Here is a 22,027-nt window from a genome sequence, read left to right as displayed (position 1 = left end):
CATGACAAAACCCACGCTGCAGGACTGGCGGAGCCTTGCCCAGAAGGAACTGAAGGGTCGCGATCCCGAGGATCTGACCTGGAACACGCTGGAAGGAATCGCGGTCAAACCGCTCTATACCCAGGACGACGTCGAAGGGTTGGACCATCTGGGCACCCTGCCCGGCTTTGGCCCCTTCACCCGCGGTCCGCGCGCCACGATGTATGCGGGCCGCCCCTGGACCATCCGGCAATATGCGGGCTTTTCCACGGCCGAGGAATCGAACGCCTTTTATCGCCGCGCGCTGGCTGCAGGGCAGCAGGGCGTGTCGGTGGCCTTCGATCTGGCCACCCATCGCGGCTATGACAGCGACCATCCGCGGGTCGAGGGGGACGTGGGCAAGGCCGGCGTCGCCATCGATTCGGTCGAGGACATGAAGATCCTGTTCGACGGCATCCCGCTGGACAAGGTCAGCGTGTCGATGACCATGAACGGCGCGGTCATCCCGATCCTGGCGAATTTCATCGTCACCGGAGAGGAGCAGGGCCATTCACGCGCCGTGCTGTCCGGGACCATCCAGAACGACATCCTGAAGGAGTTCATGGTCCGCAACACCTATATCTATCCGCCCGAACCCAGCATGCGGATCATCGCGGACATCATCGAATACACCTCGGCCGAGATGCCCAAGTTCAACTCGATCTCGATTTCCGGCTATCACATGCAGGAGGCCGGGGCGAACCTGGTCCAGGAGCTGGCCTATACCCTGGCCGACGGGCGTGAATATGTGCGCGCGGCGATTGCGGCGGGCATGGATGTCGACGCCTTCGCGGGCCGGCTGTCGTTCTTTTTCGCGATCGGCATGAACTTCTTCATGGAGATCGCGAAACTGCGCGCCGCGCGCCTGCTGTGGCACCGCATCATGTCCGAATTCGAACCCAAGAAACAGGGCAGCCTGATGCTGCGCACGCATTGCCAGACGTCGGGCGTGTCCCTGCAGGAGCAGGACCCCTATAACAACGTCATCCGCACCGCATACGAGGCGATGTCGGCGGCGCTTGGTGGCACGCAGTCGCTGCATACGAACGCGCTGGATGAGGCGATCGCCCTGCCCACCGATTTCAGCGCCCGCATCGCGCGCAACACCCAGCTGATCCTGCAGGAGGAGACGGGCATCACCCATGTCGTCGATCCGCTGGCCGGGTCGTATTACATCGAGAACCTGACGGCGGAACTGGCCGACAAGGCCTGGGCGCTGATCGAGGAAGTCGAGGAGATGGGCGGCATGACCAAGGCCGTGGCCAGCGGCATGCCCAAGCTGCGCATCGAGGAGACGGCCGCGCGGCGCCAAGCCCTGATCGACCGAGGGCAGGACGTGATCGTCGGCGTCAACAAGTACCGCAAGGAGAAGGAAGACCCGATCGACATCTTGGACGTGGACAACATCAAGGTGCGTGCGTCGCAAGTCGCGCGACTGGAACGCATCCGCGCCACCCGCGATCAGGCCGCCTGCGATGCGGCGCTGGCCGAACTGACCCGCCGCACCCGCGAGGGCGGCAACCTGCTGGAGGCCGCCGTCGAGGCCGCCCGCGCCCGTGCAACCGTCGGAGAGATCAGCATGGCCATGGAAGAGGAATTCGGGCGTCATCGCGCCGAAGTGCGCACCCTGGCAGGTGTCTATGGCGCCGCCTATGAGGGCGACGAGGGCTTTGCCCAGATCCAGCGCGACGTCGAGGCCTTTGCCGAGGAGGAAGGCCGCCGCCCGCGCATGCTGGTCGTCAAGATGGGCCAGGACGGGCATGACCGCGGTGCCAAGGTGATCGCCACGGCCTTTGCCGATATCGGTTTCGACGTCGATGTCGGACCGCTGTTCCAGACCCCCGAGGAGGCAGCCCAGGACGCCATCGACAACGACGTCCACGTGATCGGCATCAGCAGCCAGGCCGCAGGGCACAAGACACTGGCCCCCAAGCTGATCCAGGCTTTGAAGGATGCGGGCGCAGGCGACATTCTGGTCATCTGCGGCGGGGTCATCCCGCAGCAGGATTACGAATTCCTGCAGAAGGCGGGCGTCAAGGCGATCTTCGGGCCGGGAACCAATATCCCTTCGGCCGCGGCCGACATCCTGAAGCTGATCCGCGCCACGCGCCCCTGATTGCGTCCCGCGGTGGCCGGGGGGCTTCGCACCCCCCGGACCCCCTGCGCAATCACGCCGATATGGCCACGGCAGGCGTTGTCTTGGCGGCGGTCGTGTGAAACGCTGGCGGGCAAACGGCAAGGACCCGACATGAGCGACGGACGCAACGGAGCGATCAAGCAGATCATCTGCATCAAGTGGGGCACGAAATTCGGGCCCGAATACGTCAACCGCCTGCATGCGATGGTGGCGCGCAACATCACGCCGCCGTTCCGGCTGTTCTGTTTCACGGATGACGGGACGGGGTTGCATCCCGATGTCGCGGTCAGGCCGCTGCCCGAATTCGCCTATGACGCGCCGGTGCGGACCAAGGGCAAATGGCCCAAGTCGCGGCTGTGGGGCGATCTGGGCGACGTCACGGGAGTCGTTCTGTTCCTGGATCTGGACGTCATCGTCACGGGCAACCTGGACCCCTTCTTTGAATTCGGCGATCCGAACGACACCGTGCTGGGCCGCAACCCCAACACGCCTTTCGAAAAGATGGGCCAGACATCGGTCTATCGCATGACTGTCGGCAATCTTGCGCCGCTGCAGCAGATATTCCGCGCCGATCCGCAGGGCATCGCCGATCAGTACAAATACGAACAGCGCTTCGTGACCCGCAATGCGCCGGGCGGCGTCAAGTTCTGGCCCAAGGGCTGGCTGGCGCATTTCCGCTTTCACTGCATCCCGAACTTTCCGCTGAATTATATGAAGGAACCGCGCATCCCCAAAGGCACGCGCATCGTGATGTTCCCCGGCAACCTGAACCCGCCCGACGCCATCGCAGGCCGGTGGGACGAGGCCGATCCGGTGCGCAGCCCGTCCCAGCACCTGAAGGCGGCCTTTGCCCCAGACCGGCGCGAAAGCTTCCTGAAGCATATCCGCCATTTCGTTCGCCCGACCACCTGGGTGGACAAGCTGTGGCGCGAATGACCGATGGCGTTGCCGCGCGCCCCTGACCGTCTGCCCGACGAGATGGCGCTGGCCATCGGACATGCCGTCGCCGCCTTCGGTTTCCTGGAGGAAGCGCTGAAGCGCGCCATCTTTTCGCTGACCCGCAAGAGGTTGGGCCAGGATGCCGATGAAGCGGCCCTGCAATCCTGGCTGCAGCGGATGGAGGAAATTGCCGACGATACGCTTGGCACGTTGATCGACAGCTTCGTCGCGTCGGCCAAGGGGGCCGATGACCTGCATCAGTTGGCACGGGACCTGCGACGGCTGCGGGTGCTGCGCAACCTGCTGTGTCATGCGTCGTGGCGACCCGGCGACCGGCCCGGCATGTGGCATCCGACCTTCATCAACACCCGGGGCGAACGTCATCCCGACGACATGGGCGCCGATGACATCACGGCGATCCGCGACGACACGCTGTCGGCGGCACGGCGCGTCGTGCGGATCATGCGCGCCACCGGGATCGAGGGCCAGTGGGCCGGGATGGCGGATGTCACGCCCTAGGCCGCATCTGTGACATTTTCAGCGCGCCGGACCCGCCCCATGCGACATGAAGCACCGCCTTCCCCTGTTTCCCGCGTTGCAGAACGGCCCGTCACAGGCTAACACCCGCGAAATCAAAGACGAGAGGCACTCATGTCGTCCCCCCTCCGCCTTGGCATCGCCGGGCTTGGCACCGTCGGGATCGGTGTCGTCAAGATCATTCAGAAACACGCCGATCTGCTGGCCAAGCGGTCCGGCCGCCAGGTCAGCATCACCGCTGTTTCGGCCCGCGACCGAATGAAGAACCGCGATGCGGATCTGTCCGGCTATCGTTGGGAAAGCGATCCGATGACGGTGGCGACGGCCGACGATGTCGATGTCTATGTCGAACTGGTCGGTGGCGATGCCGGCGTGGCCCGCGACACGATCGAGGCCGCGCTGCGGTCCGGCAAGGATGTCGTCACCGCCAACAAGGCATTGCTGGCGATGCACGGTCAGCACCTGGCGCAACTGGCCGAGAGCCTGGGCCGTGTCATCCGTTTCGAGGCGGCGGTGGCAGGCGGCATCCCCGTCATCAAGACGATGACCGAATCCATGGCCGGGAACCAGATCAACCGGGTGATGGGCGTCATGAACGGCACCTGCAACTATATCCTGACGCGCATGGAAAGCGCCGGCCTGCCCTATGAGGCCGTTTTCGAGGAAGCCCGCCAACTGGGCTATCTCGAGGCTGATCCCAACCTGGATGTCGGCGGGATTGATGCGGGCCACAAGCTGGCGATTTTGTCCTCGATCGCCTTCGGGACCCAGGTCAGCTTTGGCGATGTCGAGCTGGAGGGGATCGAGCGCATCAGCATCGACGACATCCGCCGCGCGTCGGACATGGGATACCGCATCAAGCTGCTGGGCATCGCGCAGATGACCGCGCGCGGCCTGGAACAGCGCATGTCGCCCTGTCTGGTGCCCGCCGACAGCCCGCTTGGCCAATTGGTCGGCGGCACGAACATGGTCGTCATCGAGGGCGACGCCGTGGGTCAGATCGTCCTGCGCGGTGCGGGCGCGGGCGAAGGTCCGACCGCCAGCGCCGTCCTGTCGGACATTGTGGAAATCGCGCGCGGCGTGCGCCTGCCGGTCTTCGGCCAGCCTGCCAGCGACCTCAAGGCGGCCCAGCCCGCCCGGACGGCCATTCCCGCGGCCTATTACATCCGGTTGGAATTGCAGGACAAACCGGGCGCATTGGCAAAGGTGGCGACGGTCCTGGGCGATGCCGGGATCTCGATCGACCGGATGCGTCAATATGGCCAGCACAGCCCGGCCAGCGTGCCCGTGCTGGTCGTCACCCACAAGACCACCCCCGAGGCGATCGATTTCGCCATCGAAGCCCTGCCCCGCACCGGCGTACTGGTCAGCGACCCCGTCGAATTGCGGATCGAGGAAGTCTGAGCAAAGCCGGGGGCCTTCTCGGTCCCCCGGCCCCATGCCTCAGCCATGACAGAATCACCGAAGGCACCGCGCCGGTTCAGTTGACGATATTGCCGTCAAAGGCGTGCATCTTGCGGCCCGCAGGCGAAGACGGGCCAGATTTTTTCTTTGCATCCGAAGCTGGTCCCCGATGGGTGGCCAAGGTCGCCCGTCACGGGCGATCCCGCTGACAGGCTTGAAAAAAGTGCAGACATATCGATGCGGGGTCGGGACATGGCCAGGTTTCCCGCGATCTTGGTCAATAAAACCTTAACGAACATGTCGTGGCATTGCCGTTTTGACGGTCCGATAGGAATGGGCTCAGACAACTCGAACCCGTCGAAAGGCCAAAGAATGAGCATTCCGCTTGCAAACCAGCACCTGACATTGTTCGGCATCCGCCCTGCCGCAGCGGGGGATCTGACGGCAGATCAGCGAAACATCTTCCAACGTCCGATCACCGTCGCCACCGAAGGAGTCCCTGAAATCGGCCAAGGTCAGACCTCGGGCGAGATGACGGGCGAGACGTCGTCGGAATGGCTGCGGAAGGCGGAAAGCTATCGCAGCGGGGCGGCGGCAAGCCAGCAAGCCGCAGATGCGGTCGCACCGACCGAAACCCGACCGGAACCGGAGGCGGCGCGGCCCGAAACGACGGCGCAGCCCGAGCCGGCCCCGCAACCTGAACCGACCGCACGGACCGAAGAGCCAGCCAAAGCCGCGGACAAGGCTGAACCCGAACCCCCACGGCGCGGTGGACTGCTGGGTGGGTTCTGGCGCGACTGATGATCAAAAGAAAAGGGGGCCGCAACCGCGTCCCCCTTTGGCGTGGCGATACGCCCGTCTTAGTGCTTGGCCGCCTCCAGCGCCGCGACGCCGGGAAGGGTCTTGCCCTCCATCCATTCCAGGAAAGCGCCACCGGCGGTCGAAATGAAGGTGAAGTCCTGCGACGCACCCGCCTTGTTCAGCGCGGCGACCGTATCCCCACCACCGGCGACGGACACCAGCTGGCCATTGCGCGTCAGTTCGGCGGCAACCTGGGCTGCGGCATTGGTTGCGGCGTCGAAGGGCTCGATCTCGAAGGCGCCAAGCGGGCCGTTCCAGATCAGCGTCTTGCAGGCGGTCATCGCCTCGCGCAGGGCATCGACGGTCTGCGGACCGGCATCCAGGATCATGGCGTCGGCAGGGCATTCCGCGACGGGCAGAGTCTGGCTCTCGGCGCCGGCCTTGAATTCGCGCGCTACGACGATGTCGACCGGCAGGTGGATCTTGCAGCCGGTCTGCTCGGCCTTTTCCAGGATCGACCGTGCGGTGTCGGCCATGTCGCGTTCGGCCAGGGATTTGCCGACCTCGACGCCTTGGGCGACCAGGAAGGTGTTGGCCATGCCGCCGCCGATGACCAGGTGATCCACCTTGGCAACCAGGTTCGTCAGCAGGTCCAGCTTGGACGAGACCTTGGCGCCGCCGACGACCGCCATCACGGGACGTTGCGGATCGCCCAGGGCCGCTTCCAGCGCCAGCAGCTCGGCCTCCATCAGGCGGCCGGCGGCGGCGTTCAGCAGCCGTGCCAGCCCTTCGGTCGAGGCATGGGCGCGATGCGACGCGGAAAACGCATCGTTCACATAGACCCCGCCAAGGGCCGCCAGCGACGCGGCAAAGGTGGCGTCATTGGCTTCCTCACCCTCGTGGAAACGGGTGTTCTCCAGCAGCGCGATCTGGCCCGGCTCCAGGGCTGCGACAACGCGCTTGGCAGGACCGCCGATGCAGTCATCGGCAAAGACGACGGGCTGACCAAGCGCCGCTTCCAGCGCGGGCACGATCTGCTTGAGGCTCATGGCGTCGACCCGCTTGCCCTTGGGGCGATCGAAATGGGCCAGCAGGACGGGTATGCCGCCCCTGGCCTGGATGTCCTTGACGGTCGGGATGATCTTGTCGATGCGCGTGGTATCGGTCACCTGGCCGTTTTCCACCGGCACGTTCACGTCGACGCGCGTCAGGACGACCTTTCCTTCCAGATCCATGTCGTCGAGCGTGTTGAACTTGGGCATGAGACGTCCTTTCGGGCTGTGCGCGTTGTCTTGGCTTGTCCCCGATGGCGCGCGCGACGTCAACTGCGGGGATGTTCCGGCCTGCGCATCTTCCCGCCTGTGACGGCGCGCGGCGGACCCGTCACGGTTTCGCGCGTTGCCCTTGGGGCGGACAATGCCTAGATCAGGGGTCGAACATGCCAAAGGAGGGCCTTATGGCCGATTACAAAGACCCCGAGAATACCATCATCATCACGCTGAAGGACGGCCCCGTCGTCATCGAGCTGCTGAACGATGTCGCCCCCAAGCATGCCGAACGGATGAAGGAACTGGCCCGCGCCGGTGCCTATGACAATGTCGCGTTCCACCGCGTCATCGAAGGCTTCATGGCCCAGACCGGCGACGTCCAGAACGCCAACATGGAAAAGGACTACAACCCCGGTCGCGCAGGCACCGGCGGTTCGGACAAGCCCGACCTTCCGGCTGAATTTTCCAAGCTGCCCCATGACCGCGGCACGATCGGCGCGGCGCGTTCGGCCAACCCCAACAGCGCCAACAGCCAGTTCTTCATCAACTTCAACGACAACCACTTCCTGAACGGTCAGTACACGGTCTATGGCCGCGTGATTTCCGGGATGGAGCATGTCGACAAGATCCAGCGCGGCGAGCCGCCGGTGAACCCCGACCGCATGATCTCGGTCAAGGTGGCTGCCGATGCGTAACCTGGCCCTCATCCCCGCATTCATCGCGCTTGGTGCCGGATCGGCGCTGGCGCAGGCCGCCAACCCGCAGGTCGAGGATACCGACGGCCCGAACATGGTCATCGAGGTCGCCGATGCGGCCGGCGAATCCAAGGGCACCATCGTCCTGGACCTGCGCGAGGACCTGGCCCCGAACCACGTCGCCCGCCTGGTCGAACTGACCAAGGAAGGTGCCTATGACGGCGTCGTCTTCCACCGGGTGATCGACGGCTTCATGGCCCAGACCGGGGACGTCCAGAACGGCAAGCAGGGCGGCGACACCGCGCAGGCCGGCATGGGCGGCTCCGACAAGCCCGACCTGGAGGCCGAGTTCACCGAGACCGAGTTCGACCGCGGCACCGTCGGCATGGCCCGCGCCATGGACCCCAACAGCGCGAACAGCCAGTTCTTCATCGACCTGGCCCCTGCCCCCTTCCTGAACGGCGAATATACCGTCGTCGGTCAGCTGATCGAAGGCTGGGACGTGCTGGACGCCATCAAGAAGGGCGACAGCGCCGCCAATGGTGCGGTGTCCGAACCCGACTACATGATGACCGTCACCATTGCCGAAGAAGAAGGCGAAGACGCCTGATCCGACAGGAAAAGGGGGCCTTTGCCCCCTTTTTCGCACTTGCGGCACAGCCGTGGCGGGGCCATGCTGCTGCGCAATGAACAAGCTTGAACTCTCGGAGGCGACGTTGATCACCCCATCGGGGCGGATCGATCGCGAACGCCATGGCTGGCGGGCGAAATGCCTGCAACGGCTGGTGCGCATGGACCTGCCCGTGCCGCGCAGCTTTGCCATCTGCTGCAACACCGTGCGCCTGATCGCCCAAGGCCGCAGCATCGGCTGCGAGGTGCTGCAGGACATTCTCTCGGGCAGCGGGCTGGTCAGCGTGCGCCCCTCGGCGGTGATGCCAGAATGGGGCGGGCCGGGAACCGTGCTGAATGTCGGCATCAACGATGCGCTGCACAAGACCCTGGTCGACCGGATCGGACAGGCCAATGCCGATGCGGTCTATCTGTCCTTCGTGCAAAGCTATGCGATCCATATCGCGCGGCTGGACCCCGACATGTTCACCCAGGATGGCCCCGACGCCCTTGCACAGGCCCTGCGCAGCTATCACGATGAGATGGACGCCCCCTTCCCCCAGGACCCGGCCGAACAGCTGTCACAGGTTCTGCGGTCCATGGCGCGTGCCTGGGACGGCCCTACGGCGCGGCTGCTGCGCCAGGCCAAGGGTGCGCCCGCCGATGCGCCCCTGGGGTTGGTGGTGCAGGAAATGGCGCTGGCATTGGGACCGGGGCTGTGTGGGTCGGGATCGATCCAGTTCATCGACCCGGTGACGGGCACGCCGCGCGTCACGGGTCGTTTCCGCGGCCAGCATCACGGTCGCGCCATCGGCGAGGGCGCCGAAACGCTGTACCTGACCAAGGATGATCGCGGCCCGGCGCTGGAAGATACCGCGCCCGACCTTTTCGCCACGCTGTGCGAATTCGGCGCCGCCTGCCGCAAACGCCTGCGCGAGGAGATGCAGATCGAATTCGTGGTGACCGGCGGCCAAATTTCGGTCATCGATGCGGTGCGCGTGGCCCGCGGATCGCGGGCGGGCGTGCGGATCGCGGTCAGCCTGGCCCGCGACGGCATCATCCCCCATGACGAGGCGCTGATGCGGGTCGAACCCCGTGCCCTGGCCGACCTGCTGCACCACCAGGTGGACCCGCGCGCGCCCCGCGACCAGATTGCACGCGGCATCGATGCCAGCCCCGGCGCGGCTACCGGCAACCTGGTGTTTTCGGCCACTGCGGCGCAGGCCGCCAATGCGCGCGGCGACGCCTGCATCCTGGTTCGGCGCGAAACCGGCCCCGAGGATATCCGCGGCATGCATGCCTCGGTCGCGGTGCTGACGGAACGTGGCGGCACGACCAGCCATGCGGCGGTGATCGCCCGCGGGCTGGGTCTGCCCTGCATCGTCGGTGCGAACGGCATCGTTATCGACGCCCGCAACCGCACCCTGCGCGCCGGCGACCGCGTGCTGAAGGAAGGCGATGTCATCACCATCGACGGCAGTTCGGGCGAGGTGCTGGCGGGCAGTGCCGTGCTGCTGCCCCCGGCGCTGGACGATGCCTTCACCCAGCTGATGGACTGGGCCGCGCAGGCGGGGGGCCTCAAGGTTCGCGCCAACGCCGACACACCCGAGGACGCCAAGACCGCGCGCCGCTTTCAGGCCCAGGGCATCGGGCTGTGCCGGACCGAACACATGTTCTTCGATGCCGACCGCCTGCCCGCCATGCGCGAGATGATCTTTGCCGACACGCCCGAAGACCGCCGTCTGTCGCTGGATCGCATCCTGCCGATGCAGCGCAAGGATTTCAGCAGCCTGTTCGAGATCATGGCCGGCCTGCCCGTCACCATCCGCCTGTTCGACCCGCCGCTGCACGAATTCCTGCCCCATGAACGCGAAGGCATGCGCGAACTGGCGGAATCGCTGGACCTGCCGCTGTCGGACGTCATCCGCCGCGTCGAGGCCCTGACCGAGTTCAATCCCATGCTGGGCATGCGCGGCGTCCGCCTGGGGATCACCGTCCCCGAGATCTATGACATGCAAGCCCGTGCCATCTTCGAGGCGACGGTCGACGCCAGCCGCAAGGGCGACCCCGTCGTCCCCGAAATCATGATCCCGCTGGTCAGCGCCATGCGCGAGGTCGAACTGGTCAAGACCCGCATCGACGCCGTCGCCGCCGCCGTGCGCAACGAACGGCGCGTCGATTTCACCTATCGGCTTGGCGTCATGGTCGAAACGCCCCGCGCGGCGCTGCGGGCGGGGGACATCGCCGCCCATTCGGCCTTCCTGTCCTTCGGCACGAACGACCTGACGCAGATGACCTATGGCCTGTCGCGCGACGATGCGGGGCGGTTCATGGGCACCTATGTCGGTCAGGGCGTCTATGCCGAGGACCCGTTCCACGTCCTGGACGAAGACGGCGTCGGAGAGCTGATCCTGACGGGTGTCCAGCGCGCGCGCCGGCAGTCGCCGGGGATCACCATCTCGGTCTGCGGGGAACATGGGGGCAACCCGGAATCCATCGCCTTCTGCCATGATGCGGGCGTCGATTACGTGTCCTGTTCACCGTTCCGCGTTCCGGTGGCCCGTCTGGCCGCCGCCCAATCCGCCATCCGCAGCCGGAAAACGCGCGAATCCCATTGATTCTTCAACCTTTAGTTGCGACCCCAAGCCCCGCCTTTCAGGGGTGCTTTTGGCCGTTTGTGCCAATTCCCGCCGGAAGCTGAACATTCTGGCGGCGGATTCATGCCCAAAACGGTCCTGAAGGGGCCGGTTCCCCATCTCACGGGCTTGTGGGATAGCGCCCGGCATCAGGAAAATCCTAATCACTGCGTCAGACCGCGCGTCCGCTTCAGTCTGCCCTGAAGACCGCGCCTTAACGCCCTCTCAACGGGTTCCTGATATAGGACTATCCATGCCCATGCTGCTGTCACGGCTGGCGCACGTCTGCTTATGTGCCGCCACTGCCATACCCCTCATCGCGACAAGCGCCTCTGCCGGTGGCAGCGGATCGCTTTTCACCTCGGAAGCCGGGCTTTTCGGCTCGTTGCAGGCAGCGGCGAACATGCCGCGTCCTACGCCGCTTCTATACACGGATGCCGACCCTGTGGAAGTGCAAATTTCGCCCGATGAACCTGCTGCCCAGCTTCATCTTGCCAGCGCTAACACACGGTATTCAAAGGAAGATCTGAGCTGCTTGGCCGAGGCCCTCTATCACGAGGCCCGCGGCGAGGGTGCACAGGGACAGCGCGCGGTCGCGGAGGTGATTCTGAACCGTGTCGACAGCCGCTCTTTCCCGACCAGCGTCTGCGGCGTCATCAACCAGCCCAGCCAGTTCAGCTATACGATCGGCGGTCGCAAACCGATCCGCAACAAGGCCGCCTATCTGCGCGCCGTGGACATCGCGCAGGACGCCTTGTCGGGGGCACCGCGCCAGTTGACCGGTGGCGCCACCTATTTCCACACACCCGCCGTTCGCCCGGCCTGGTCGCGCCGCTTCCAGAAGACCGTCCAGATCGGCCGCCACATCTTCTATCGCACCGGCCAGCGGATCGCGTCGAACTGATTGGTGGGGCTTGTCGAACCGCGCGATTTCCTGTGAATGGCGGTCATGGAACAAGCTGACCGTATCTTTCTGCGCGACCACGTGCTTTCCGCCGAAATCGGCGCCTTCCAGTCCGAACGCGGGCTGGATCAGCGGTTGCGGTTCAACATCACAGTCGATCTGCGCGACAGCGTCGCGGGCACGGATGACCATGTCGATCACATCCTGTCCTATGACGTGCTGACGCAGGCTGTCACGACCGCGCTGGCCGACCAGCGTTATAACCTGGTCGAGACCCTGGCCGAAAAGATCGCCGCCGAGGTCCTGGCCCATCCCCGCGCCGCCCAGGTGGATGTGACGGTGGAAAAGCTGGATCGCGGGCCCGGTGCGCTTGGCGTGTCGATCACGCGCAAGGCGGGCCGTCTGGCGGCGACGGGCGTCGCGGTCGAACCCGCCATCCTGGTCCATGGCCCTGAGGCGCCCCTGCCCCAGGATGGCGTCATCATCGTTCCGTCCGCACCGGGCCTGCCCCTGCCAAAGGGCGGCGATCAGCGGCGCATCGCCCTCTTGGCGATGGACCAGGCAGCCTGGGCGCTGGCCGGCCTGCTGGACCTGGAGGTCGCCGAGACCCGGACCGAGTTGGATGCCGCCGCGCTGTCGGGCCAACAGGTGGTCTGGGCACCAAGCCGCCTTGCCGCCGATGATGCCGCGGCCGGCCAGACCAGCGAAAGCCTTGGGCTGTGGTTGGCCCGGCGCCTTCAGGCCGGATCGATCACCTTCGCCCTGCCGGGCGACGCCCCCCTTCCCGTTCCGGACGGGGATTTCCCTGGCAGGATCGGTCGCGTTGCGGTGCCATGAGAACCACCCCCATGACCGAAGATCACGCCTATTACCGCCCCATTCCCCAGGCCGAAGGAGGCCGCTGGCCATTGGCGGGCGGGTGGACCGGTTTTACCCTGCTGGAACGCCTTGAGCGCGGCAAGCCGCCCCAGGTGGTGGCCGAGGCCCCCGATGCCGTCATGCGCGCCTTGACCAGCCCGCGTCCAGAAATCACGGGGCTGACCATGGATCGCCCGCGCCTGATGGGCATCGTCAACGCCACGCCCGACAGCTTTTCCGACGGCGGCAGCTATGACGCCATCGCCCAAGCCCAAGCTCTGATCCGGGACGGCGCCGATATCCTGGACATCGGCGGCGAATCGACCCGCCCCGGCGCCTCCGAGGTGCCGGTGGCCGAAGAAACCGCCCGTATCCTGCCCGCCATCGCCGCGATGGCGGGGCTGGTTCCGGTTTCGGTCGACACCCGCAAGGCTGTGGTCGCCAGGGCGGCGTTGCAGGCCGGGGCGGCGATGGTCAATGACGTGTCGGGCTTTGATTTCGATGCCGATCTGCCCGGCGTCGTGGCCCAGAGCGGCCTGCCCGTCTGCCTGATGCATGCCCAGGGCCTGCCGCAGGACATGCAGGATGATCCGCGCTATGACGATGTGGTTCTGGACGTCTATGATGCGCTGCGGGACCGGATCGGGCGTGCCGTCGCGGCAGGAATTCGCGCAGACCGGATCGTGATCGATCCGGGCATCGGATTCGGCAAGACACAGGCGCATAATCTGGCGATCCTGCGGCGGATATCGCTGTATCACGGGCTGGGCTGTCCGATCCTTCTGGGCGTGTCGCGCAAGCGGTTCATCGGCCAGATCGGTGGCGCAGACACACCGCGGGACCGGGTGCCCGGCACGCTGGCTCTGACGCTGGCGGCTGTCGCGCAGGGCATCCAGATCCACCGCGTGCACGATGTCGCGGAACACGCACAAGGGCTGCGCCTGATCGCCGCCCTCAACGAGAACGGAAGGACGGGGACATGAGCAGGAAGTTTTTCGGAACCGACGGGGTGCGCGGACGCGCCAACACCTATCCCATGACCGCCGAGATGGCGCTGCGCCTTGGTGCCGCCGCGGGGCGGTATTTCCGCCGCGACGGTCGCAACCGGCACCGGGTGGTGATCGGCAAGGACACGCGGCTGTCGGGTTATATGCTGGAAAACGCGCTGACGGCGGGGCTGACCAGCACTGGCATGAACGTGCTGCTGCTGGGGCCGGTGCCGACGCCCGCGGTGGGGTTCCTGACGCGGTCGATGCGGGCCGATCTGGGGATCATGATCTCGGCCAGCCACAACCCGGCCGAGGATAACGGCATCAAGTTCTTCGGCCCCGACGGCTTCAAGCTGTCGGACGAGGCCGAGGCCGAGATCGAGGCCATCGTCGGCGGCGAGATCGAACCCGCCCAGCCCCGCAATATCGGTCGCGCCAAGCGTATCGACGACGGGCGCGGGCGCTACATGGAATATGCCAAGACCACCCTTCCCTCGGGTCTGCGACTGGACGGGCTGAAGGTGGTGCTGGATTGCGCGCATGGCGCGGCATATCGCGCAGCGCCGGACGTCCTGTGGGAACTGGGCGCGGACGTCATCCCACTTGGGGTCAAGCCCGATGGTTTCAACATCAATAACGGCGTCGGCAGCACCCACCCCGAGGCCTGCGCCGCCGCCGTGCGCGACCATGGCGCGCATCTGGGGATCAGCCTGGACGGCGATGCCGACCGCGTGGTGATCGTCGATCAGAACGGCAAGGTGGCCGATGGCGACCAGATCATGGCGCTGCTGGCGGCGCGTTGGGCCGAACAGGGTCGTCTGGCCGGCGGGGCGCTGGTCGCGACCGTCATGTCGAACCTGGGGCTGGAACATTTCCTGCAGGCCCGCAACCTGCGGCTGGAACGCACGCAGGTGGGCGACCGCTATGTGGTCGAACGCATGCGCGAAGGCGGTTTCAACCTGGGCGGCGAACAGTCGGGCCATATCGTCATGACCGACTATGCCACCACGGGCGACGGCCTGGTCGCGGCGATGCAGGTGCTGGCGGCCATGGCCGAAACCGGCCAGCCCGCAAGCGAGCTGGTGTCCCAGTTCCAGCCGGTGCCGCAGTTGCTGAAGAACGTCCGCTATGCTCAGGGCGCCGATCCGCTGGCCCAGGAAACCGTTCGCAAGGTCATCGCGGATGCCGAGGCGCGTCTGGCGGGTTCGGGGCGCGTCCTGATCCGCAAATCGGGCACCGAACCCCTGATCCGGGTCATGGCCGAGGCCGAGGACGAGACCACCCTGCACGAGGTCGTGGACGGCATCGTCGCGGCGGTCGAGATCGCGGCCTGACCCCTCAGGGACAATCCGTGACCGGGTCGTAATCGTAAAGCCAGTCAAAGCGTCCCGGCATCAGCCGGGGCGCGAAACGATCCGCCATCCGCAGCACGCCATGCGCCACCCGCCGCTTGGCCCCTTGCAGGTGATAGTTGCGGGCGTTGTCATTGGCCGTCTGAACGATGCGCGTCACGCGCGGCTGCCTGACCGCCTGATATCGTGCCAAGGCCGCCCGCGTGTCGGGGTCGGCGTCAAGACAGGCCGCGACGGTCCAGGCATCCTCGATCGCCATGCCGGCCCCCTGCGCCAGAAAGGGCAAGGTCGGATGGGCCGCATCGCCCAGCAGCGCTAGGCGGTCATCATGCCAACGTGCCGCGACCGGGTGGCGGAACAGCCCCCATATCGACACGTCTTCGACCTGTTCCAGCCAGCCCGAAACGGGGCTGCCGAATGCGGCAAAGGCCGCGCGCAGGTTGTCAGGGTCGTCCGCATGGGACCATCCCTCATCCTGCCAGTCGCGGCGTTCGACGACGGCGACGATGTTGCGCAGCCCATGCGCCAGCGGATAGCTGACCAGATGCCGCCCCGGCCCCATGAAGACCTGGGCGATGGCGGGGCCAGCGCCCGCATCGGGAATGGTGGCGCGCCATGCGCTCTGGCCCGTGAAGAACGGCACCTGCTGGCCATTCAGCAGCTGACGCATGGGGCTTTTCAGACCATCGGCGGCAATGACCAGACCGTCAGGCGGCGACTGGACGCGCTGATCCAGCCGGATCGTGACGCCCGCCTGGCGGGCAGCCTGTTCCAGAACCTGGATCAGGCGGGGACGATGGATGACCAGGAAACGCGCCTGGGGTCGGTGGCGCAGCAGATCCATGCGCAGCACCGGCTGCCCGCGCTGATCGTGCAGATGCACGCCCGTGTTGCGCAGTGCCTGCGTTTCCAGTGCCGGGGCCAGCCCCAACGCATCCAGCACCCGCACCGCATTGGCCGAGATCTGGATGCCCGCGCCCACGTCGGACAGCTGCGGGGCCTGTTCCAGCACGGTGACCTCGGCGCCACGACGGGCCAGCGCGATGGCCGCCGTCAATCCCCCGATGCCCGCGCCGATGACGCTGACGCGCCGGCCCTGCAATGCATTGGTCATTCCCGGCCCCCTGTCATGAAAAACCCCGCTGATGACCGGCATCGGCGGGGCGATAGATGCGCTGCGGCGCGACCTCAGTCGTCGCGATGCACGCGTTCCTTGCGCTCGTGACGCTCCTGCGCCTCCAGCGTCATGGTCGCGATGGGGCGGGCGTCAAGACGGCGCAGGCTGATCGGTTCGCCGGTCATGTCGCAATATCCGTATTCACCGGTTTCGATACGGCGCAGGGCCGCGTCGATCTTGCTGACCAGCTTGCGCTGACGGTCGCGCGTGCGCAATTCCAGCGCGCGATCGGTCTCCTCGCTGGCGCGGTCGGCCAAGTCGGGCACGCTGCGGGCGCTGTCTTGCAGCCCCTCCAGCGTTTCGGCCGAAAGATCCTGCAATTCCTGCTTCCAGGCTTCAAGCTTGCGACGGAAATATTCGAGCTGAAGCTCGTTCATGAACGGCTCGTCCTCGGCGGGGCGATAATCCTTGGGAAGGAAGGTCTGGGCTTTCATTACGTCCTCCGGCGGCGCCGGGCGGAGCAAAAATTACCGGCACCTTGCGCGCCCCATTAAAGTATGACTGCCTGCTTGTCACTATGTTTGCGTGGTCTAATTCGATGCATGGGACATGCGGCGGTCCTCCGTCAGGCAAATTCGGCCAAGCAGTTCACCAAAAAGGAGAGTCTTGATGCAATTCACCGGGACAGATCGATATGTCGCCCCCCCGGATCTGGCGGTCGCCGTCAATGCGGCCGTCACCCTTGAACGCCCGCTGCTGGTCAAGGGCGAACCCGGAACCGGCAAGACCGAACTGGCCCGGCAGGTCGCGGCCAGCCTGGGCATGCCGATCATCGAATGGCACGTGAAATCAACGACCAAGGCGCAGCAGGGCCTTTACGAATACGATGCCGTCAGCCGCCTGCGCGACAGCCAACTGGGCGATGCGCGGGTGAACGACGTCGCGAACTATATCCGCAAGGGCAAGCTGTGGCAGGCCTTCGAGGCACCGTCGCGTGTCGTCCTGTTGATCGACGAGGTGGACAAGGCCGATATCGAATTTCCAAACGACCTGTTGCAGGAATTGGACCGGATGGAGTTTCACGTTTACGAAATCGGCCAGACGATCCGCGCGGCGCAAAGGCCGGTCGTGATCATTACCTCGAACAATGAAAAGGAATTGCCCGACGCATTTCTGCGCCGCTGCTTTTTCCATTATATCCGTTTTCCCGATGCCGAAACGCTGAAGGCCATCGTGAACGTCCATTACCCGGATCTGAAACCCCGGCTGCTGGACGAGGCGCTGTCGCAATTCGTCGAACTGCGCCAGGTGCCGGGGATGAAGAAGAAACCCTCGACCAGCGAATTTCTGGATTGGTTGAAGCTGATCCTGGCCGAAGACCTGGCCCCCGAAGACCTGAAGCGCGACCCCGCCACGATGCTGCCCCGCCTGCATGGCGCGTTGCTGAAGAACGAACAGGATGTCGCCTTGTTCGAAAAGCTGGCCTTCATGGCCCGCAGGCAGCGCTGAGCTTTGCCGTTGCGGCGCGGGCCCTGCCCCGCCTAGGCTGGCGCCGCAACCAAACGGAGGGGGTTTCATGACACAGGGCTTCGACACGACGGCCATTCACGCAGGCGCGGCCGCCGATCCGGCCACCGGCGCAAGGCAGGTGCCGATCTATCAGACCACGGCCTATGCGTTCCGCGATGCCGATCACGCGGCGGCATTGTTCAACCTGCAAGAGGTCGGCTATATCTATTCCCGCCTGACGAACCCCACGGTCTCGGCGCTGCAATCGCGCATCGCGGCGCTGGAGGGTAGCGCGGGGGCGGTCTGCTGTTCGTCGGGGCACGCGGCCCAGATCCTGGCGCTGTTTCCGCTGATGGAACCGGGGCGCAACATCGTCGCCTCGACCCGGCTTTATGGCGGCACGGTCACCCAGTTCAGCCAGACGATCCGCCGCTTTGGCTGGTCGGCGAAATTCGTCGATCTGGACGATCCGCAGGCGCTGCGCGATGCCATCGACGACGACACCCGCGCGATCTTTTGCGAATCGATCAGCAATCCGGGCGGCTATGTGACGGACATTCCCGCAGTCGCGGCCATCGCCGATGATGCGGGCATCCCGCTGATCGTGGACAACACCCTGGCCACCCCCTATCTGTGCCGACCCATCGAGATGGGCGCGACGCTGGTCGTCCACAGCCTGACCAAATACATGACCGGCAACGGCACCGTCACCGGCGGCGTGGTGGTCGACAGCGGCAGGTTCGACTGGTCCGCCAGCGACAAGTTCCCCAGCCTGTCGGCCCCCGAACCCGCCTATCACGGGCTTCAGTTCCACAAGACCTTCGGCAACTTGGCCTTCACCTTCCACGGCATCGCCATCGGCCTGCGCGACCTGGGCATGACCATGAACCCGCAGGGCGCCCATTACACGCTGATGGGGATCGAGACGCTTGGCCTGCGCATGCCGCGCCATTGCGAGAACGCGCTGAAGGTCGCGCAATGGCTGGAAGAGGACCCGCGGGTCGTCAAGGTCACCTATGCGGGGCTTGAGAGTTCGCCCTGGAAGGCGACGGCGGACCGGCTCTATCCCAAGGGCGTCGGCGGGCTGTTCACCTTCGAGATCGCGGGCGGTTATCAGGCCGCCGTCAAGCTGGTGGGCGCGCTGGAGCTGTTCAGCCATGTAGCAAACCTGGGTGATGCGCGGTCGCTGGTCATCCATTCGGCCTCGACCACCCATCGCCAACTGACCGAGGATCAGCAGCGCGCCGCAGGGGCCGGCCCCGAGGTCGTGCGCCTGTCCGTCGGCATCGAGGACGTGGCCGACCTGATCGCCGATCTGGACCAGGCGCTGGCCAAGGCGACGGCCTGAAGGCATCGGGGGCCATCGCGGCCCCCGATCAACGTCAATTCGCGGGGGCGTCGGTTTCGGGCAGCGGTTCGACGATGCCGGGCGCGATGGGTTCATCGGGCGCAGGCGCGCCGTCGCCGGGCATCGGCATGTCGTCGCCCTTCTTGCCGTGATGGCCTTTGGGACCCTTCGGTCCTTTGGGCGCGCAGGCGCCGTCGCCCATCAGCGCGTATTCAATATCGACCTGCGACGACATCTCCATCTCTCCGGCCTGCACGGGCACGCTGTCGGCCATCGCGGCCTCCATGCGCATCATCGGACGGGGACCACCGCCGCTGTTCTGGTTGTCGCGGATGGTCAGGACCGGCCCCAGGGTCAGCCCCGCCGCCTCGGCCAGAACCTCGGCCTTGCGGCGCGCGTCGGCGACGGCCTGCTTGCGGGCGTCATCCTGCGCGTCCGCGCCGTCTTCGCGGGCGAAGACGATGCCGTTGATCTCATTCGCGCCGGCGCTGACGATGGCGTCCAGAACCTCGCCCAAGCGGGCCAGATCGGTCACGCGGACGCTGACCATGTTGCTGGCCTGGTAACCGGTGACGGTCGGGGCACGATCCTCGCCGTATTCCATCATCGGGTTCAGGTTCAGCCCCGAGGTCTGGATCTGGGCCTGATCGATCCCTGCATCGGTCAGCGCCTTGATGACCGCCGCCTGCTGATCCGAATTCTGGTCCATCGCCGTCTTGGCGCTGTCACCCTGCGTCGTGACGCCAAGCTGCACCGTCGCCATGTCGGGGGCGATGCGCGCCAGCCCGTCACCCGTCACCGACAGGCGGGATATCTGGGCACCGGGCCCGCATTGCATACCGGGGCCCGCGGCCAGTGCCGGGCCAGAGATCAGGCCGCATGCGGCCACGCCAAGGGCCAGCATGCGGGCCTTGGAAAATTGCAGGGACGGCGTCATGGAAGATCCTCCTTGATCGTTTCATTCCATGCAACATTCATGCACCCGGGCCGCGGTCATGCCTAGGCCGCTTGGCGTCGAAACCGGTCACAGTTCTGCCAGTTCTTCTTTCAACGTTCTACAATTTGCGGTAGTGATGGTTAAGGTCAACGACATCATGCGGCTTAAAATGCATGATGCAAATCGAGCAGCGAACCATACAGATGAACCAGCATGCCGCGCCCCCCGAATTTGCCATGAGCTTCACCCAGGAAGCCGTCCAGCTGGAGCGTCGAGAGGGGCCGGAATGGCGCCCCCTGGGACAGGCCCGGTTTTCGGGCGACGATCTGACCGCAGCCCTGATCGCCATGCGCGACCAGGCAGGCGGCGGCGGGGGCGAACTGGACACGGTTCTGGTCATCCCCGACGATCAGGTGCTCTACACCACGCTGACGGTGCCCTTCGGATCGGACACTCCGGCCACCATCGCCCGCACGCTGGAGGCATCGACACCCTACAAGGCGCAGGATCTGGTCTTTGACTGGTGCCCCGCGACCAATGGTGACATCGAAACCCTGCGCGTGGCCGCCGTCGCCCGCCGCACCCTGCACGAGGCCGAGGATTTCGCCCGCGCCCAAGGGTTCCGCCCTTCGGGTTTCCAGGCACGACCGGGTGACGACCGCTTTGACGGCCAGCCCGATTTCGGCACATCGCGCCTGGCGCAGGAACAGTTCGACCGCAGGCCCTTCAGCGACCCCGACCTGGTCCATGCCCGCGTCACCGCGCCCTTCATCGAACCCGCGACCATCAATGGTCCGGATGACGGGGATATCGGCGACGACGCCGTAGAAGTCACCGTCACGCGCATCACGCCCCATGTCGACGCGCCGGTGACACCCTCCAAGCCCGCCAGCGCGCGCACGCCGCTGGTCGCGACACCCCCTGCCGCTGCCGAAGGCGGTGCCGCGGTGATCCGCCACGGCCAGACGGCGCCCCTGACGGCCAAGCGCCTGTCGCCCCGGGCCGAGGCTGTGCACAACCGCGCGGCCGCCGCCCGTGCAAACCGCCAGGCGGACGCCTCGGCAGGTGCTGCGACGGGCGCCGTGGCCGGGCTGCGCAAGCTGGACCCGACCCGCCTGCCGGTGATGGTCGGCGGGCTGGCGGTTGCCGTGGTGCTGGGCCTGGTGGTCTTTGGCGGCGATTCACAACCCACGATCGAGGCCGATCCTGCGCCGCAGCAGACCGTCGCGGTTGAACCGGCCCCCGCGGCACCCCAGGAAGCGGCTGCCCCCGCGGCCCAACTGCCCGCCCAGGTTGAGCCGCAGGATCCGGCCGAGCCTGTTCCGACCAATGCATTGCCGCCGATCGAAATGCCCGCTCCGGTCGGGGAAGGCATCGTTCGCGACGCGTCCGACACCCCCGAAGCACGTGACGAGGATCCGCTGACCCGCGCGCTGGCCGAGGCCAACGCTGCGGACCCAACGCCCGGCGCGCAGGCCCTGACCGATGCGCAGATCGCCGCGGCGACCCTGCTGCAGCGGCAACCCGCCTTGCCCACCCCGGACGCCGGACAGCCGGTCAGCGAGACGCCCCTGGTCGAACGGCCGGGCCAACCGCAGACCGTCGGGGCCGAAATGCCGCCGGCGAACGCGCAGACTGCGCCATCGAATAGCGCGGATGCGCAGCCTGCCGCCCCTGCGACGCCTTCCGCAGAGGCCGAAGCCCCGGCGCCCCGTCCGCAATCGGCGCCTGCCGCCACCGCGATCAGCCGTGCCGTTAACCTGCAAAGCTCGGCCCGTCCGCCGCGCACGACGCCGGCGCGCGCGTCCACCCCTGCGGCCCCCGAGGCACGTCCAAGCGTCCCGTCGAACCCGCTGCCCTTCGAAGACAGCGCCAGAACGCCGACGCCGCGCGTCGCGGCCAGCCGCCCGCCCGAGCGCCCCGCACGTCCGACCCCGGCCGCCGCGCCAGCCGCCGCGACCCCGGCACC

At 66.2% G+C, this 22,027-nt stretch carries 18 protein-coding genes and 1 pseudogene; 15 read left to right on the top strand and 4 right to left on the bottom strand.

The window, feature by feature from the left end:
• The first annotated feature begins 1 nt into the window (after nt 1).
• The 5 genes from scpA to IE00_RS05070 all read left to right on the top strand — a co-directional run bounded on the left by scpA (nt 2) and on the right by IE00_RS05070 (nt 5,836).
• The gene (gene scpA / locus IE00_RS05090; protein WP_072296019.1) at nt 2–2,134 is read left to right on the top strand and encodes a methylmalonyl-CoA mutase; all 2,133 of its coding nucleotides are present in this window, start codon (nt 2–4) and stop codon (nt 2,132–2,134) included.
• A gap of 132 nt (nt 2,135–2,266) precedes the next feature.
• Nucleotides 2,267–3,091: a glycosyl transferase gene (locus tag IE00_RS05085; protein WP_072296018.1), complete on the top strand. Its 825-nt coding sequence runs from the start codon at nt 2,267–2,269 to the stop codon at nt 3,089–3,091.
• A gap of 3 nt (nt 3,092–3,094) precedes the next feature.
• Nucleotides 3,095–3,613, top strand: coding sequence for a hypothetical protein (locus IE00_RS05080; protein WP_072296017.1), 519 nt, complete (start codon nt 3,095–3,097; stop codon nt 3,611–3,613).
• Between the two features lie 132 nt (nt 3,614–3,745).
• A complete protein-coding gene (locus IE00_RS05075; RefSeq protein WP_072296016.1) occupies nt 3,746–5,035 on the top strand; it encodes a homoserine dehydrogenase in 1,290 nt (429 codons plus the stop codon).
• 252 nt (nt 5,036–5,287) lie between these two features.
• Complete coding sequence (locus IE00_RS05070; RefSeq protein ID WP_139291331.1) at nt 5,288–5,836, top strand: hypothetical protein; 549 nt, start codon at nt 5,288–5,290, stop codon at nt 5,834–5,836.
• Nucleotides 5,837–5,895: 59 nt separating this feature from the next.
• Here the strand turns inward: IE00_RS05070 and pgk are convergent, their stop codons facing one another.
• The gene (gene pgk, locus IE00_RS05065; RefSeq protein ID WP_072296014.1) at nt 5,896–7,098 is read right to left on the bottom strand and encodes a phosphoglycerate kinase; all 1,203 of its coding nucleotides are present in this window, start codon (nt 7,096–7,098) and stop codon (nt 5,896–5,898) included.
• 194 nt (nt 7,099–7,292) lie between these two features.
• On the opposite strand from pgk, the gene IE00_RS05060 reads away from it, so the two are divergent.
• The 7 genes from IE00_RS05060 to glmM all read left to right on the top strand — a co-directional run bounded on the left by IE00_RS05060 (nt 7,293) and on the right by glmM (nt 15,129).
• Entirely contained in the window at nt 7,293–7,799 is a 507-nt protein-coding gene (locus IE00_RS05060) for a peptidylprolyl isomerase (protein WP_072296013.1), read from the top strand.
• Complete coding sequence (locus IE00_RS05055) at nt 7,792–8,409, top strand: peptidylprolyl isomerase (RefSeq protein ID WP_072296012.1); 618 nt, start codon at nt 7,792–7,794, stop codon at nt 8,407–8,409. Before IE00_RS05060 ends, IE00_RS05055 begins: the two co-directional genes overlap by 8 nt.
• 76 nt (nt 8,410–8,485) lie before the next feature.
• Nucleotides 8,486–11,026 carry a putative PEP-binding protein gene (locus IE00_RS05050; protein ID WP_072296011.1) on the top strand — a complete coding sequence of 847 codons (2,541 nt, stop codon included), beginning with the start codon at nt 8,486–8,488 and terminating at the stop codon, nt 11,024–11,026.
• Between the two features lie 271 nt (nt 11,027–11,297).
• Nucleotides 11,298–11,948 carry a cell wall hydrolase gene (locus IE00_RS05045; RefSeq protein WP_240493799.1) on the top strand — a complete coding sequence of 217 codons (651 nt, stop codon included), beginning with the start codon at nt 11,298–11,300 and terminating at the stop codon, nt 11,946–11,948.
• Between the two features lie 45 nt (nt 11,949–11,993).
• Nucleotides 11,994–12,785, top strand: a complete 792-nt coding sequence (locus IE00_RS05040; protein WP_072296009.1) for a dihydroneopterin aldolase — start codon at nt 11,994–11,996, stop codon at nt 12,783–12,785.
• Nucleotides 12,782–13,789 carry a dihydropteroate synthase gene (gene folP / locus IE00_RS05035; RefSeq protein WP_371328427.1) on the top strand — a complete coding sequence of 336 codons (1,008 nt, stop codon included), beginning with the start codon at nt 12,782–12,784 and terminating at the stop codon, nt 13,787–13,789. Before IE00_RS05040 ends, folP begins: the two co-directional genes overlap by 4 nt.
• Nucleotides 13,786–15,129 (top strand): phosphoglucosamine mutase, encoded by a 1,344-nt coding sequence (gene glmM / locus IE00_RS05030; RefSeq protein WP_072296007.1) that lies wholly within the window; start codon nt 13,786–13,788, stop codon nt 15,127–15,129. Before folP ends, glmM begins: the two co-directional genes overlap by 4 nt.
• Before the next feature lie 4 nt (nt 15,130–15,133).
• Here glmM and IE00_RS05025 read toward each other — a convergent pair whose 3' ends face one another.
• Nucleotides 15,134–16,261 (bottom strand): FAD-dependent oxidoreductase, encoded by a 1,128-nt coding sequence (locus tag IE00_RS05025; protein ID WP_072296006.1) that lies wholly within the window; start codon nt 16,259–16,261, stop codon nt 15,134–15,136.
• A 74-nt stretch (nt 16,262–16,335) separates the two neighbouring features.
• Nucleotides 16,336–16,758, bottom strand: a complete 423-nt coding sequence (dksA, locus tag IE00_RS05020) for an RNA polymerase-binding protein DksA (protein ID WP_072296005.1) — start codon at nt 16,756–16,758, stop codon at nt 16,336–16,338.
• Between the two features lie 175 nt (nt 16,759–16,933).
• On the opposite strand from dksA, the gene IE00_RS05015 reads away from it, so the two are divergent.
• Both IE00_RS05015 and IE00_RS05010 read left to right on the top strand, forming a co-directional pair.
• Nucleotides 16,934–17,773, top strand: a complete 840-nt coding sequence (locus tag IE00_RS05015; protein ID WP_072296004.1) for a MoxR family ATPase — start codon at nt 16,934–16,936, stop codon at nt 17,771–17,773.
• Between the two features lie 67 nt (nt 17,774–17,840).
• Nucleotides 17,841–19,121, top strand: a complete 1,281-nt coding sequence (locus IE00_RS05010) for an O-acetylhomoserine aminocarboxypropyltransferase/cysteine synthase family protein (protein WP_072296003.1) — start codon at nt 17,841–17,843, stop codon at nt 19,119–19,121.
• 34 nt (nt 19,122–19,155) lie between these two features.
• Here IE00_RS05010 and IE00_RS05005 read toward each other — a convergent pair whose 3' ends face one another.
• Nucleotides 19,156–20,058 (bottom strand): SIMPL domain-containing protein, encoded by a 903-nt coding sequence (locus IE00_RS05005; RefSeq protein WP_072296002.1) that lies wholly within the window; start codon nt 20,056–20,058, stop codon nt 19,156–19,158.
• A 203-nt stretch (nt 20,059–20,261) separates the two neighbouring features.
• Between IE00_RS05005 and IE00_RS05000 the strand changes: the two are divergent.
• Nucleotides 20,262–22,027: pseudogene (locus IE00_RS05000) on the top strand (hypothetical protein); the annotation flags it as partial.

The organism is Paracoccus sp. SM22M-07 (genome assembly GCF_001887735.1).
Lineage (GTDB): Bacteria > Pseudomonadota > Alphaproteobacteria > Rhodobacterales > Rhodobacteraceae > Paracoccus.
The sequence above is the reverse complement of the archived record's forward strand: the minus strand, read 5'-3'. Positions and strand labels throughout refer to the sequence as shown.

Bases quoted from the DNA above. Each gene is read 5' to 3' on its own strand.
- scpA (WP_072296019.1), top strand. From the start codon at position 2: ATGACAAAACCCACGCTGCAGGACTGGCGGAGCCTTGCCCAGAAGGAA.
- IE00_RS05085 (WP_072296018.1), top strand. From the start codon at position 2,267: ATGAGCGACGGACGCAACGGAGCGATCAAGCAGATCATCTGCATCAAG.
- IE00_RS05080 (WP_072296017.1), top strand. From the start codon at position 3,095: ATGGCGTTGCCGCGCGCCCCTGACCGTCTGCCCGACGAGATGGCGCTG.
- IE00_RS05075 (WP_072296016.1), top strand. From the start codon at position 3,746: ATGTCGTCCCCCCTCCGCCTTGGCATCGCCGGGCTTGGCACCGTCGGG.
- IE00_RS05070 (WP_139291331.1), top strand. From the start codon at position 5,288: ATGGCCAGGTTTCCCGCGATCTTGGTCAATAAAACCTTAACGAACATG.
- pgk (WP_072296014.1), bottom strand. From the start codon at position 7,098: ATGCCCAAGTTCAACACGCTCGACGACATGGATCTGGAAGGAAAGGTC.
- IE00_RS05060 (WP_072296013.1), top strand. From the start codon at position 7,293: ATGGCCGATTACAAAGACCCCGAGAATACCATCATCATCACGCTGAAG.
- IE00_RS05055 (WP_072296012.1), top strand. From the start codon at position 7,792: ATGCGTAACCTGGCCCTCATCCCCGCATTCATCGCGCTTGGTGCCGGA.
- IE00_RS05050 (WP_072296011.1), top strand. From the start codon at position 8,486: ATGAACAAGCTTGAACTCTCGGAGGCGACGTTGATCACCCCATCGGGG.
- IE00_RS05045 (WP_240493799.1), top strand. From the start codon at position 11,298: ATGCCCATGCTGCTGTCACGGCTGGCGCACGTCTGCTTATGTGCCGCC.
- IE00_RS05040 (WP_072296009.1), top strand. From the start codon at position 11,994: ATGGAACAAGCTGACCGTATCTTTCTGCGCGACCACGTGCTTTCCGCC.
- folP (WP_371328427.1), top strand. From the start codon at position 12,782: ATGAGAACCACCCCCATGACCGAAGATCACGCCTATTACCGCCCCATT.
- glmM (WP_072296007.1), top strand. From the start codon at position 13,786: ATGAGCAGGAAGTTTTTCGGAACCGACGGGGTGCGCGGACGCGCCAAC.
- IE00_RS05025 (WP_072296006.1), bottom strand. From the start codon at position 16,261: ATGACCAATGCATTGCAGGGCCGGCGCGTCAGCGTCATCGGCGCGGGC.
- dksA (WP_072296005.1), bottom strand. From the start codon at position 16,758: ATGAAAGCCCAGACCTTCCTTCCCAAGGATTATCGCCCCGCCGAGGAC.
- IE00_RS05015 (WP_072296004.1), top strand. From the start codon at position 16,934: ATGCAATTCACCGGGACAGATCGATATGTCGCCCCCCCGGATCTGGCG.
- IE00_RS05010 (WP_072296003.1), top strand. From the start codon at position 17,841: ATGACACAGGGCTTCGACACGACGGCCATTCACGCAGGCGCGGCCGCC.
- IE00_RS05005 (WP_072296002.1), bottom strand. From the start codon at position 20,058: ATGACGCCGTCCCTGCAATTTTCCAAGGCCCGCATGCTGGCCCTTGGC.